Annotated in this window: 10 protein-coding genes; all 10 read right to left on the bottom strand. The window is 69.3% G+C overall.

The annotated features are described in order from the left end of the window. Positions 1-20: 20 nt before the first annotated feature. The gene (locus tag BUB57_RS03495) at positions 21-419 is read right to left on the bottom strand and encodes an MAPEG family protein (protein ID WP_073062267.1); all 399 of its coding nucleotides are present in this window, start codon (positions 417-419) and stop codon (positions 21-23) included. Continuing rightward, entirely contained in the window at positions 416-679 is a 264-nt protein-coding gene (locus BUB57_RS03490) for a hypothetical protein (RefSeq protein WP_073062262.1), read from the bottom strand. Before BUB57_RS03490 ends, BUB57_RS03495 begins: the two co-directional genes overlap by 4 nt. Before the next feature lie 58 nt (positions 680-737). Further along, entirely contained in the window at positions 738-2324 is a 1587-nt protein-coding gene (gene odhB, locus BUB57_RS03485; protein ID WP_073062258.1) for a 2-oxoglutarate dehydrogenase complex dihydrolipoyllysine-residue succinyltransferase, read from the bottom strand. Position 2325: 1 nt separating this feature from the next. Continuing rightward, positions 2326-5289 (bottom strand): 2-oxoglutarate dehydrogenase E1 component, encoded by a 2964-nt coding sequence (locus tag BUB57_RS03480; protein WP_073062255.1) that lies wholly within the window; start codon positions 5287-5289, stop codon positions 2326-2328. Between the two features lie 115 nt (positions 5290-5404). Continuing rightward, the gene (gene sucD, locus BUB57_RS03475) at positions 5405-6289 is read right to left on the bottom strand and encodes a succinate--CoA ligase subunit alpha (RefSeq protein ID WP_073062252.1); all 885 of its coding nucleotides are present in this window, start codon (positions 6287-6289) and stop codon (positions 5405-5407) included. A gap of 29 nt (positions 6290-6318) precedes the next feature. Continuing rightward, positions 6319-6858, bottom strand: coding sequence for a hypothetical protein (locus BUB57_RS03470; protein ID WP_143159607.1), 540 nt, complete (start codon positions 6856-6858; stop codon positions 6319-6321). Beyond that, positions 6858-8051: an ADP-forming succinate--CoA ligase subunit beta gene (gene sucC / locus BUB57_RS03465; RefSeq protein ID WP_073062245.1), complete on the bottom strand. Its 1194-nt coding sequence runs from the start codon at positions 8049-8051 to the stop codon at positions 6858-6860. The genes BUB57_RS03470 and sucC overlap by 1 nt, the downstream gene beginning before the upstream one ends. Before the next feature lie 209 nt (positions 8052-8260). Then, positions 8261-9400: a non-hydrolyzing UDP-N-acetylglucosamine 2-epimerase gene (gene wecB / locus BUB57_RS03460; protein WP_073062242.1), complete on the bottom strand. Its 1140-nt coding sequence runs from the start codon at positions 9398-9400 to the stop codon at positions 8261-8263. Next, positions 9397-10257: a sulfotransferase family 2 domain-containing protein gene (locus tag BUB57_RS03455; protein WP_159435549.1), complete on the bottom strand. Its 861-nt coding sequence runs from the start codon at positions 10255-10257 to the stop codon at positions 9397-9399. Before BUB57_RS03455 ends, wecB begins: the two co-directional genes overlap by 4 nt. A gap of 113 nt (positions 10258-10370) precedes the next feature. After that, complete coding sequence (locus BUB57_RS03450; RefSeq protein ID WP_073062218.1) at positions 10371-13997, bottom strand: glycosyltransferase; 3627 nt, start codon at positions 13995-13997, stop codon at positions 10371-10373. Positions 13998-14009 lie beyond the last annotated feature (12 nt).

Here is a 14009-nt window from a genome sequence, read left to right as displayed (position 1 = left end):
TATTTGCAGACAGAAGATGCTCACAGGATCGCCGCGAGGATCATGGCCATCGTCGCGACGAAGCCGATGCCGAAGATGACGGAGCGCCACGGCACCCAGCCAAGCGCATAGGCCGGGACATAGAGGATGCGGGCGACCAGATAGGCCCAGGCGCAGGCGGCAGTCAGGGTGCCGTTCGAGCGGGTGAACTGCACCAGCACCACCGCAATGGTGAAGAAGACCAGCGCCTCGAAGTGATTGTCCACCGCGCGGCGCAGCCGGCCGGTCAGGGGCGAGAATGAAGGCGCGCTGTCGCGGGGGCTGGCGTTCCATGCCGCCAGCCCGTCGCGGTTCATCGACCATGCCGCCAGCCCGATCTGCACCGCCTGCAGGATCGCGGCGAGCCCGAGGACCAGCAGCTCGGCCGAGGGCGCGCTCATGCGGTCTGCACCGCGTGGTATTCGGCCGCCTGCACCCCGGCGCGGCTGGCGAAGACCTCGCCCCCGGCGCCCTGCAGGTAGTCGAGCGCGCGCTTGCCGTCGGCGATGGCGTAGAGCACCCAGACGCGGGTCTCGCCCTCGCGCCAGATCTGCAGCACCGACAGCGAGGCATGGCCCCGGTCCTCGGCATCGGCGTCGAACTCGGTGCGGAACTGCGGATAGTCGGCGATGTCGTAGCGGGCGATCAGCTGGTTGGTCATGGTGTGGTTCCTTGTGGCTTGCGGGGCGCGTCCCCGGCAGGGAACGCGCCCCGCCGGATCACAGGTCCATCAGCAGCCGGCGCGGATCCTCCAGCGCCTCCTTGACGCGCACGAGGAAGGTGACCGCGCCCTTGCCGTCGACGATGCGGTGATCGTAGCTCAGCGCCAGATACATCATCGGGCGGATCACGATCTGACCGCCGACCACCACCGGGCGGTCCTGGATCTTGTGCATCCCCAGGATCCCCGACTGCGGCGGGTTCAGGATCGGCGAGGACATCAGCGAGCCATAGACCCCGCCGTTCGAGATGGTGAAGCTGCCGCCCTGCATGTCGGCCATGGTCAGCTTGCCGTCACGCGCGCGCAGCCCCAGCTCGCCGATTTCCTTTTCGATCTGGGCGAAGCTCTTCTGGTCGGCGTCGCGGACCACCGGCACCACCAGCCCGTTGGGGGTGCCGACGGCGACGCCCATGTGCACGAAGTTCTTGTAGACGATGTCGCCGCCGTCGATCTCGGCATTGACCTCGGGGACTTCCTTCAGCGCGTGGCAGCACGCCTTCACGAAGAAGGACATGAAGCCCAGCTTGACGCGGTGCTTCTTCTCGAACTGGTCCTTGTAGCTGTTGCGCAGCTCCATGATGCCGGACATGTCCACCTCGTTGTAGGTGGTCAGGATCGCGGCGGTGTTCTGCGCGTCCTTGAGCCGGCGGGCGATGGTGGCGCGCAGCCGGGTCATGCGGACCCGCTCCTCGCGATGCGCATCCTCGGGCGAGGAGGGCGCGCGCGGGGCCGAGGCCGGGGCGGGCGCAGGCGCGGGGGCAGGGGCTGCGGCGCCGCGGGCCACGTCCTCTTTCATCACCCGCCCGTCGCGGCCCGAGCCCTGCAGCTGGTCGCGGCTGAGCCCGGCTTCCGCCATGGCCTTCTTCGCCGAGGGCGCGTCCTCGACATCGCTGCGCAGGGTCAGCTGCTCGGGGCCGGCGCCGGGCGAGTTCACCTTGTCGGCCTGTTCCTGCCGCTTGTCGGGGTCGCTGACCGGGGCGTCGCCCGGGCCGGCGCCGCCGGTCGAGCCGCCCGCCGCGCCTTCGGTGATGATCGCCAGCCGCGCCTTGGCGTCGACGGTGGCGCCTTCCTCGGCGAGGATCTCGGCCAGCACGCCCGCGACCGGGCTCGGTACCTCGACCGAGACCTTGTCGGTTTCCAGCTCGCACAGCATCTCGTCCTGTGCGACGGCGTCGCCCACTTTCTTGAACCAGGTGGCGACCGTGGCTTCGGTCACGCTTTCGCCCAGCGTGGGCACCATCACGTCAACGGATTTTCCGGCCATCTTCGGCTTACCCCTGTCTGCGGTCTCGTCTGCGGCGGGCTGCGCCGCGCCGGTGGTTGCATCGCGCGGGGCGGCGGCCGCCCCCGTCTCGTCGATCTGCGCCAGCAGCGCGTCCGGGCCGACCGTCTCGCCCTCGGGCGCGACGATTTCGGCCAGGATGCCGGCGGCGGGGCTGGGAACCTCGACCGTCACCTTGTCGGTCTCCAGCTCGCACAGCATCTCGTCCATGGCGACCGCATCGCCCGGTTTCTTGAACCAGGTCGCGACCGTCGCTTCCGAGACGCTTTCCCCCAGGGAGGGGACGCGGACTTCGATGGCCATGCTATCCTCCGATCGTGATCGCCTCGGCGACCAGCGCATCCTGTTCCGTCTTGTGGCGGCTGGCCAGCCCCGTCGCGACCGAGGCCTGCGCCACCCGCCCGACATAGCGGGCGCGCGGGTGGTCGGCGCCGACGCGGTTCAGCACCCATTCCAGGTTCGGCTCGACAAAGCTCCAGCCGCCCTGGTTCTTGGGCTCTTCCTGGCACCAGACGATCTCGGCGTGGCGGAAGCGTTCCAGCTCCTTGGTCAGCGACTGCGCCGGGAAGGGGTAGAACTGTTCCAGCCGCAGCAGATAGACGTCATCGGCCCCGGCCTCGTTCCGCGCGGCCAAGAGGTCGTAGTAGACCTTGCCCGAGCAGATCACCACGCGGCGGATCCCTTCGTCGGGGGCCAGCTGGAAATCGACCGTGCCGCGCTGCGCGTCGTCGTGCAGCACCCGGTGGAAGGTCGAGCCGGTCAGGAACTCGGCCGCGGTCGAGACCGCCTGCGGGTGGCGCAGCAGCGATTTCGGCGTCATCAGCATCAGCGGCTTGCGGAACGGCCGGTGGATCTGGCGGCGCAGGATGTGGAAATAGTTCGCCGGGGTGGTCAGGTTGGCCACGATCCAGTTGTCCTCGGCACACATCTGTAGCCAGCGTTCCAGCCGGGCCGAGGAGTGCTCCGGGCCCTGGCCCTCGAAGCCGTGCGGCATCAGCACCACCAGCCCCGACATCCGCAGCCATTTCTTTTCGCCCGACGAGATGAACTGGTCGAACATGATCTGCGCGCCGTTGGCGAAGTCGCCGAACTGCGCCTCCCACATGGTCAGGGCGTTGGGTTCGGCCATGGAATAGCCGTATTCGAAGCCCAGCACCGCGTATTCCGACAGCATCGAGTCGATGACCTCGTAGCGGGCCTGGCCGTCGCGGATGTGGTTCAGCGGATAGTGGCGTTCCTCGGTGGCCTGATCGACAAAGGCCGAGTGCCGCTGGCTGAAGGTGCCGCGGGCGCTGTCCTGGCCGGCCAACCGGACGGGATGGTTTTCCAGCAGCAGGCTGCCGAAGGCCAGCGCCTCGCCGGTGGCCCAGTCGAAGCCCTGTCCGGTCTCGAACATCTGCTTCTTGGCTTCCAGCAGGCGGGCGACGGTGCGGTGCAGGTTGAACCCTTCGGGCACGCGGGTCAGCGCTGCGCCGACATCGGCCATGGTCTCGGCCGAGATGCAGGTCTCTCCGGGGTGATAATCCTCGCCCTCGGCGGTCAGCCCGGCCCATTTGCCGTCCAGCCAGTCGGCCTTGTTGGGCTTGAAGTTCTTGCCGGCCTCGAACTCCTCGTTCAGATGCGCCTGGAACGCGGCCTTGAGATCCTCGATCTCGCCCTCGGGGATCAGCCCGTCCTTGACCAGTCGCTCGGTATACAGCTGCAGCGTGGTCTTGTGGGACTTGATCTCCTTGTACATCACCGGGTTGGTGAACATGGGCTCGTCGCCCTCGTTGTGACCGAAGCGGCGATAGCAGAAGATGTCGATCACCACGTCCTTGTGGAACTTCTGCCGGAACTCGGTCGCGACGCGGGCGGCGTGGACCACCGCCTCGGGGTCGTCGCCGTTGACGTGGAAGATCGGCGCCTCAACCATCAGCGCGATGTCGGTCGGATAAGGCGAGGTGCGGCTGAAATGCGGCGCGGTGGTGAAGCCGATCTGGTTGTTCACCACGATGTGGATGCAGCCGCCGGTGCGGTGGCCGCGGATACCCGACAGCTGCAGGCACTCGGCCACCACGCCCTGGCCGGCGAAGGCCGCGTCGCCGTGCAGCAGCACCGGCAGGCAGGCGATGCGTTCCTCGGTGTCGTGCATCTGGTCCTGCTTGGCGCGGACCTTGCCCAGCACCACCGGGTTCACCGCCTCCAGATGCGAGGGGTTGGCGGTCAGCGACAGATGCACCTCGTTGCCGTCGAAGGCGCGGTCCGAGCTGGCGCCGAGGTGGTATTTCACGTCGCCCGAGCCGTCCACGTCCTCGGGCTTGTAGCTGCCGCCCTGGAACTCGTGGAAGATCGCGCGATAGGGCTTGCCCATCACATTGGCCAGCACCGACAGCCGGCCCCGGTGCGGCATCCCAATCACGATGTCCTTGACCCCCAGCGCGCCGCCGCGCTTGATGATCTGCTCCATCGCCGGGATCAGCGCCTCGCCGCCGTCAAGGCCAAAGCGCTTGGTGCCCATGTACTTGACATGCAGGAATTTTTCGAAGCCCTCGGCCTCGACCAGCTTCTTGAGGATGGCGCGGCGGCCTTCCTGGGTGAACTGGATTTCCTTGCCGTAGCCCTCGATCCGCTCTTTCAGCCAGGCGGATTGCTCGGGGTCGGAGATATGCATGAACTGCAGCGCAAAGGTGCCGCAGTAGGTGCGCTTCATCAGCTCGGTGATCTGGCGGATCGAGGCGACCTGCAACCCCAGCACGTTGTCGATGAAGATCGGCCGGTCGAGATCGCTGGCGGTAAAGCCGTAGTTGGCGGGGTCGAGTTCGCCCAGCGGCGGCATCTCGCGCATCCCCAGCGGGTCGAGATCGGCGAACAGATGCCCGCGGATGCGATAGGCGCGGATCAGCATGATCGCGCGCACGCTGTCCAGCACCGCCCGGCGCAGCTGCTCGTCCGACAGCGACACGCCCTTTTCGGCGGCCTTGGCGGCGATCTTGTCCTGCGCGCCCTTGGCTTCGGCCTTGGCCGCCGGCCATTCGCCGGTCAGCGCGGCGGTGTTGTCGTCGGCGGGGACCGGCGGCCAGTCGCGCCGCGCCCAGCTGGCCCCCTGCGCCTCGCGCGTGACGGACGAAAGATCGTCGCCGAGGCTGCGGAAATACTCGTCCCAGGCCTGGTCGACGGCCGCGGGGTCGTTGGCCCACTGGCCATAAAGCTGTTCCACCCAGGCGGCGTTCGCGCCCTGAAGGAACGAGCTGTCACGGAAGGCGGCGTTGGGGGATTGATCGTTCATCGCGCTAGAGCCCTGCTGAACCGGTCTTGTTGAAGCGGCGCCGCACGAGCACCGGGCGGCACCCGGTCGTCCATCCGCCCCAGACTAGGCCGGGGCGGACCATCCTCCAATAGGCTTACCTGCCCATGGCCTTGAGCACCGCTTCGCCCAGCCCGGCGGGGCTGTCGGCGACGATGATGCCGGCCTCTTTCATCGCGGCGATCTTGGATTCCGCGTCACCCTTGCCGCCCGAGACGATGGCGCCGGCGTGGCCCATGCGGCGGCCGGGGGGGGCGGTGCGCCCGGCGATGAAGCCGGCGGTGGGCTTCCAGCGGCCGCGCTTCTTCTCGTCGGCCAGGAACTGGGCGGCCTCTTCCTCGGCGGAACCGCCGATCTCGCCGATCATGATGATCGATTCGGTTTCCGGGTCGGCCAGGAACATCTCGAGCACGTCGATATGCTCCATCCCCTTGATCGGGTCGCCGCCGATGCCGACCGCCGAGGACTGGCCCAGCCCCACGTCCGAGGTCTGCTTGACCGCCTCATAGGTCAGGGTGCCGGACCGCGAGACCACGCCGACCGAGCCGCGCTTGAAGATCGAGCCCGGCATGATGCCAATCTTGCATTCGTCGGGGGTCATGATGCCGGGGCAGTTCGGCCCGATCAGACGGCTGGCCGAACCTTCCAGCGCGCGCTTGACCCGCATCATGTCCAACACCGGGATGCCTTCGGTGATGCAGACGATCAGCGGGATTTCCGCGTCGATCGCTTCCAGGATCGAGTCGGCCGCGAAGGGCGGCGGCACATAGATCACGCTGGCGTTGGCGCCGGTGCGCGCGACCGCCTCGTGGACCGAGTTGAAGACCGGCAGGTCCAGATGGGTGGTGCCGCCCTTGCCCGGCGTCACGCCGCCGACCATCTGCGTGCCATAGGCGATCGCCTGCTCGGTGTGGAAGGTGCCCTGGCTGCCGGTGATCCCCTGGCAGATGACCTTGGTGTTTTTGTCAACGAGAACGGCCATGTTTTCCGTGTCCTTCGTTCAATGCTGAATCAGCGCTGCATCAGCGCCAGTATGATTTCGTTGTCGTGGGGGCCGAGAGGGTTGCGGGTGATGCCGATCCCCTCGCCGGGGCGACGGCCGGTCACCCAGATCTCGGATGCGCCAGAGTTCCTGACCTTTGCCGCCTGCGGGAACCACGTGCCGATGGCGGCGTGGATGGCGACGGTCTGGCCGGTCGAGGCCCGTGCCCCCACCGCGCAGGATCTTCCGTCGCGGGTCAGGCGGACCAGCGGTCGCCGGTCGTTGGTCACGAAGTCCCGCATCCCTCGGCGCCAGCCCCCGGCCGGGACATATCCGGCCGCGCGCAGCCGCGCCGAGCGGGAGGCGGGGTCGGCAGCGCCTTCCAGGCAAAACTGCTGGAACACTTGAACCAGACGCGAGCCTTCGGCCTTGTTGACCGCCACGCGGGGCGAGGTGTTGGCCAGTTCCTGCCGCTCGGCATAGGTCGAATCGTCGTCGCCGCTGCAAGCGGCCAGCGCCGCCAGCGACAGCGCCGACAATCCGACCCGCAGAGCAGCCCGGCCCTGCATCAGCCCTTGACCGCCTTGACGATCTTCTGCGCGCCGTCCTTGAGGTCGTCGGCGGCGATCACGTTCAGGCCGGATTCGGCGATGATCTTCTTGCCCAGCTCGACGTTCGTGCCCTCGAGCCGCACCACCAGTGGGACCTGCAGCCCGACCTCCTTCACCGCGGCGATGATGCCCTCGGCGATGATGTCGCAGCGCATGATGCCGCCGAAGATGTTGACCAGGATGCCTTTGACGTTCGGGTCCGAGGTGATGATCTTGAACGCCTCGGTCACCTTTTCCTTGGTGGCGCCGCCGCCGACGTCCAGGAAGTTGGCCGGTTCCGCACCATACAGCTTGATGATGTCCATCGTCGCCATGGCGAGGCCCGCGCCGTTCACCATGCAGCCGATCTCGCCGTCCAGCGCGATGTAGTTGAGGTCGTATTTCGAGGCTTCGAGTTCCTTGGGGTCTTCCTCGGTCTCGTCGCGCAGCGCCAGGATGTCCTTCTGGCGGTAGAGCGCGTTGTTGTCGAAGCCGACCTTGGCGTCCAGCACCTTCAGCTGGCCCTGCTCGGTCACGATCAGCGGGTTGATCTCGAGCATCTCCATGTCCTTCTCGACGAAGGCTTTATAGAGCAGCTTGACCAGCGCGCCGCATTGCTTGACCAGATCGCCCTCCAGCCCCAGCGCAAAGGCGACGCGGCGGCCGTGGAAATCCGACAGGCCCGAGGCCGGGTCGACGCTGAACGAGACGATCTTTTCGGGGGTCGAGGCCGCGACTTCCTCGATGTCCATGCCGCCCTCGGTCGAGGCGACGAAGCTGATGCGCGAGGTCGAGCGGTCGACCAGCAGCGCCAGATACAGCTCGCGCGCGATGTCGCTGCCGTCTTCCAGGTAGATCCGGTTCACCTGCTTGCCGGCGGGGCCGGTCTGGTGGGTGACCAGCGTGTTGCCCAGCATCTGGCGGACGTTCTCGACCACCTCGTCCACGGATTTGGCCAGCCGCACGCCGCCCTTGTCGCCGGCCTCGGGCTCCTTGAAGCGGCCCTTGCCGCGGCCGCCCGCATGGATCTGCGACTTGACGACCCACAGCGGGCCGGGCAGTTCACGGGCCTTGGTCGCCGCTTCGTCGACGGTAAGGACCGCGCGGCCCTCGGACACCGGGGCGCCATATTGCTTCAGCAGCGCCTTGGCCTGGTATTCGTGGATGTTCATGGGAACCTCGCAAGGAAACTCGCCCACTCCCTTGGCACAAGCTGCGGGCAAAGCAAGCGCGACGGCGGGGATTCGGCGGGCTTCCGCCGTTTTGCCAGCTTCCGTGATCACAGGCCGCGCGCGTGTGATCACAAGACCGCATACCGTGGCATCCAAGGGGTGCGGGGACGTGTCGCACCCCTGATGCGGGCGCTGGATCGGGCGCTGGATCATGCCGCCATCGGCACCCCCTCGGGCATCGGAAGCGCGTCGCCCAGCAGGTCGCGGCGCAGCACCGCCGTGATGCGCGCCGCCGCCCTGCCATCGCCATAGGGCGAGTGGTGGCGCGCCATCGCCGCATGGGCGGCGGGGTCGTCCAGCAGCTGTTGCGCGGCGGCGCGGATGGTCTCGGTCTCGGTGCCGACCAGCCGGGTGACGCCGGCCATCACCGCCTCGGGACGTTCCGTCGTGTCGCGCAGCACCAGCACCGGCTTGCCAAGCGCCGGCGCCTCTTCCTGCACCCCGCCCGAATCCGACAGGATCAGCGTGGCGCGCTGCATGGCGCCGACAAAGGCCGCATAGTCCAGCGGCTCGCACAGGATCACCCGCTCGGCCGTGCTGAAGCGGGCGCGGATCACCTCGCGCACGCTGGGGTTGTGGTGGACCGGCAGCACCATCTGCACGTCGGGGTTGTCCCGGACCAGCGCCGCCAGCGCGTCGCAGATCCGCTGCAGGGGCGCGCCGAAGTTCTCGCGCCGGTGCAGGGTGACCAGCAGCATCCGCCGCGCCGGATCCAGCCCCAGCCCGGGGTCGGGGGCGGTGGCCGCGACATGATGCAGCGCGTCGATCACGGTGTTGCCGGTGATGTGGATGCGGGCGCCGTCATGCCCCTCGGCCAGCAGCCGGTCGGCGGCCAGCCCGGTCGGCGCGAAATGCCAGCGGGAGAGCTGGCTGGCGACCACGCGGTTCATTTCCTCGGGGAAGGGGCTGTCGAGGTCGCCGGTGCGCAGTCCGGCCTCGACATGGCCGAAGGGGATGCGCTCGTGGAATGCGGCCAGCGCCGCGGCCAGCACGGTGGTGGTATCGCCCTGCGCCAGCACCGCGTCGGGTCGCTCGCGGGCCAGCACCTCTTCCAGCCGCAGCAGCAGCCGCCCGGTCAGCCCGCTCAGCGTCTGGCCGGGCTGCATGATGTCCAGGTCGATGTCGGGGACGATCCCGAAGATGTCGAGCACCTGGTCCAGCATCTGGCGGTGCTGGGCGGTGGCCAGCACCCGGCAGTCGAACGCCGGGTCGGCCTGCAGCGCGCGGATGAGCGGTGCCATCTTGATCGCCTCGGGGCGGGTGCCGATGGTGCAGAGGATCTTCTTCATGGCCGGTGGTCCCTGGAAATCAGCGCCGAGGCGCGGTCGTAAAGCGCAAGGTCCTGCGCATTGGCGCGGACCAGCCGGTCGCGCAGCGCCTGGGGCAGGGGGTCCAGCACCGCCGCGACCTGGGCGTCTGTCGAGGCGGCGTCCTGCCGTGTGACGTTGTGGCGGGTCTGGGCGGGCAGGGTCAGCGCCAGCCCGTGCGCGGCGAGGATGGCGCCGAAGCGGGCCACGTCGCTTTCGAAACTTTCGGCCCGGCCCAGAAGCTCGACCCCCGCCAGCATCCGCAGCGCGGTGGCGAGGTCGTATTCGATGCCGGTGCCGCTGCGGCGCAGCAGCGGCCGGCTGCGGAACGGCGCGGCCAGGAAGCGGGTCTGCGCGTTCGAGACATGCACGGTCTCGGCCGGGGTCGCCAGGCAATGCGCCACCCAGCCGGCGAAGTCATGCTGCCGGGCCGCGATCCCGGTCGAGGTCATGTCGAAGGGCGGCGGCTCGGCCAGCCCGCAATCCGCCAGCGCCGCCGGCAATTCGCCCGGCGGCAGCGCCGCCAGCGGCACCCCGTCGCCACGCTCCGGCCCCCGCTTGAAGCGGTAGATCGAGGCGATCCGCAGGAACGGGTTGCGCAGGAACAGCGCCGCGAACACCCGATACTCCAGCGACGAGGGCTGCGGCAGCACCACCTGATGCGAGGAAAACGCCGCCGTCTCCGGCCGGCGCATGATGATCCGGTCCAGCTGTTCCTGGTCGATGGTGAAGAATGGATAGGGCCCGTCGAAACATTCGTGCCGCGCCCCGAAGTTGTGGCGCAGCACATGGTCGAACGAGGTGCCGGCGTTCTTGTAGAGATGGTAGTGCACGATCACCGGCCGCGGCCCCGGTTCAGGGGCGGGCGCCGGTGCGGCAGGGCGATTCTGTTGGTTTCGGGTCCACATGATCCGAACCTGCCACGCAAGGATGAAGATCCGGTTAAGCGAGCTCAGCGCACGGGCAGGCTGCCGGCGGGGCGGCGCTCGCGATAGCGATGCGGGGTCCATGCCCCCCAGCGTCCCTCGAAGATCGCGCGGTTACGGGCGAACAGCGCCTGTTTTTCACCGGACGGCAGGGCGCCGAAGCTGGCGGAAAGATGGTGGTGGCAGAAGGCATCCTCGGCCAGCGCCATCCCCAGCCCGGCGGCGCGGAAGGTCGCGCAGTGGTCGTCGTCCTCGAACATGCCGCGGCCGTAGATTTCCGGCAGATGCCCCAGCCGGTCGAGATCTTCGCGCCGGAACATCGCGCAGAAATAGGCGCAGACCCGCAGCGGGGTCGCGCGGCCGCGGTGGCCGGTGGCCAGGGCGCGCGCGGCCAGCGCCATCTGCTCCATATCGGCATAGGCGATCTCGACCCGGGCCTCGTTGCCGATGTTGTTGGTCAGGGGCCCGACGATGCCGATCTGCGGGTTGCGCTGCAGGTGGCGCAGCATCGCCAGCAACGCCCCGGGCGCGAGGAAGGTGTCGTTGTTCAGCAGCAGCACATATTCGCCGCGCGCCGCCGCGATCCCGCGGTTGTTGCCCTCCGCAAAGCCCAGATTCCGGTCATTTTCGACCAGCAGGATGCGCGGATCGGCGGCGGCGCGGGCGCGCAGCACCTCGCGCACCGGCGGCGCCGAGCCGTTGTCGACCAGCACCACCTCGAGATTGGGATAGACCTCACCGCGCCCCAGCAGCGCGTGCAGCGCCGCCAGCGTCATGTCGGTGTCGTCGCCGTAATGCAGCACGATCACCGACAGCAGCGGCTCGTCCCGCATATGGGCCAGCATGTCGGCGGCGCGGAAATCCCAGGCATTCTCAAGCGCATAGCGCCGCAGCCTTGCCGCAAGATCCGCATCGCGCGCCAGCGGCGCGGCCCGGCGGATGGCGGCGGCGAAATCTTCGGGAGAGTCGGCGCGCAGCACCAGATCGCCGGCCCGCGCCAGTTCCGGCAGCGAGGTCGAGACAGTCGGCCGTCCCACCGCCGCATATTCGTAGAACTTGACCGGATCGCAGGCCTTGATGATCGGCAGCAGCTGGAAGGGGATGATCAGCACCTCCATCTGCTGCAGGAACGCCGGCACGTCGGCATAGGGGATTTCCCCGTGCAGCGTGATGTTGTCGAGCCTGCCCAGCCCCAGCGGCGGCTCGGCCGTGACCGCGCCGCACAGGTGGATGTCGAAATCCGGGTTGGCGCGGGCGACGCGTTCCAGCAGGTCGCTGTCGAACCACTCGGCGATCGCGCCGACATAGCCGACGCGGATCGCCCCCGGCTGCAACGGGCCCAGCCAGTCCGGCGCGGGTTCGTCATGGTTGCGGATGAAATGGCTGACGTCGGTGCCGTTGCGCACCAGCGCCACCTCGCGCAGCGCGCCGAAGCGGTCGGCCAGATACAGGGAACTGACCACCATCTTGTCGACCTGGGCCGCCATCTCGAGCTCGGCCTCGAGCACCTGTGGCTGGGTGTTGGAAAACCCGCCGATGTCGTCCATGCAGTCGAAGGTCAGCTGGAACTCGGGCGACAGGTGGCGGGCGAGATGCCACCAATAGGGGTGCTGGATCACCACATGGCTGACCGGCGAGACCCCCACCGCATCGGCTAGCGCGTGGAAATGATCGACCCAGGCGCGCGCCTGCGCGGCCGAGGGCACGCCGGTATAGGCCGCAACCCCGCGCATCCCCCGCGCGGGCAGGCGGATGGCATGGACCCCCGGCGCAACCTCGCGCGCGCTGCCGTTCCCGGGCGAGCTCTCCATCTCCAGATAGAACACCCGGTGTCCGGCGGCGGCCATGCGGGTGGCCAGATGCTGCGGGCGCTGGGTGCGGAAATCCCAGCCGATGATCGAGAGGATGAAGATGTCGGGCGTGTCGCCCTGGCGGGGCGGGATGCCGGCATAGCCGCAGCCGGGCGCGGTCGGGGGGGCTTCGGCAAAGGCCAGCGCGCGCGGGATCCCGCCCGGCACCGGCAGTTGCCGGCGCAGCCGCTCGACCGCCGGCCCGGGCAGCACCCGGCGCAGCGCCCGCCCGCCGGCGCGCCAGGCACGGCGGTAGATCGGCTTGAGCACGGTCAGCCGCTCGCGATTCAGCCAGTCCGCAGTCTCGGCCAGCACCCGCTCGGTCGCGGCAAGATGCCCGCGCAGCCGCGCTTTATGCTCGCGCAGCTCGGCGAGGGTCTGGGCCTGCTGCTCGGCCTGTTCGGCCAACTCGTCGCGCTGCGCCCCGGCCGCGGCCGCACGGTCACGGCTGGCGGCGGCATCGGCCAGCGCGGCGTCGCGCTGCGCCCCGGCATCGGCAAGCTGCGTGGCCAGCGTGGCCGCCGCTTCGTCGTGCTGCGCCCGTGCTGCGACCAGCGCGGCAGAGGCAGCGTCGCGCTGCGCCGCGATGTCCGCCTGTACGGCGACCGCCTGGTCCCGCTGCGCCTCGGTCGCTTCCAGCCGCGCCGTCAGCGTCGCCACTGCGTCCCGTTGCGCTTCGGTCGCCTGCAGTTGCGCTGTCAGAAGGGCAATGGATTCATCCCGCTGCGCCTCGGTCGCTTCCAGCCGTGCCGTCAGTCCCGCCACCGCCTCATCTCGCTGCACCTCGGTCGCCGTCAGTTGCGCGCGCAGCGCGGCGAGCCCCCGGTCCCGCTGGGCCTCGGTGGCGGCCAGCTGCTCGCTGCGCGCCGCCAGCGCCTCGTGCAGCGCCGCGGCAGAGCGGTGGCCAGCGCGCAACGCTGCGGCCGAGGCGGCCTCGACCTCGGCGGCGACTGCGGCCAGCGCATCATGGCGCAGGCGGAACCCGGCCAGCGCGGCTTCGCCGGGGATGTTCTTCATCACCGAAATATCCTCGGGGGTCCGGGGGCAGACAGCCCCCGGTCCGACATCGCCCATGGACCCCGACAGCGCCTGGTAAAGCGCCCCCGCCAGCCGCGCGGCGGGCGTGTCGGGCAACGGCGCTGCCGCCCCATGCACCGCCGCCGGCAGGAAACTCGCCGCGGCCTGCGCCTGTGTGGCCGCGTCAGCTTCGCGGCCGCACAGGGATGCGATCCGGGCCAGCATCGCCCCCGGATCGGCGGTCCAGCCCGGGAAGGGCACCAGCAGCCGCGGCATTTCCCGGCTGTGCTCCAGCACCGACAGCATGTGCTGCACCCAGGACAGCATCGCCATTTCGGCGCCGGTGCGGTTGCGGCGGGCCAGCGATTGCGCGACCTCGGCCGGGTCGCGCAGGGCGATCAGCAGCGCCGCGCCGATTCTGCGCGCGTCGAGCCAGGCCCGCCACAGCGGCAGGGTCAGCGACAGCCGCGGATCCTTGATCACGATGCGCCGCGCAGTGCCGAAGCTTTCCGCCACCGCCGCGTCCATCCGCGCCAGCAGCGCCGCGTCGGGGGCGGGCAGGTCCAGCCGCCCGGCGCGCAGCCAGACCGCGCCCTGCTGCGCCAGGATCGCGTCGTTCAGCGCCACCACCGCGCGCGGCTCGAAATGCCCGCGCGGGTTGTCGAGGGCGGGGCCGCCCGCATCACGCGGCAGCGCCAGCCCCAGCGCCCCGCAGCATTCGCCCAGATATGAGGTGCCGCTGCGGTGCATCCCCGCGATCAGCAGCGCAAAGTCGGTCCTGCCCAATGTCCTGCCCGA

The organism is Paracoccus solventivorans (assembly GCF_900142875.1).
Classification (GTDB): Bacteria; Pseudomonadota; Alphaproteobacteria; order Rhodobacterales; family Rhodobacteraceae; genus Paracoccus; species Paracoccus solventivorans.
This window is presented reverse-complemented; position numbering and strand designations above follow the sequence as displayed.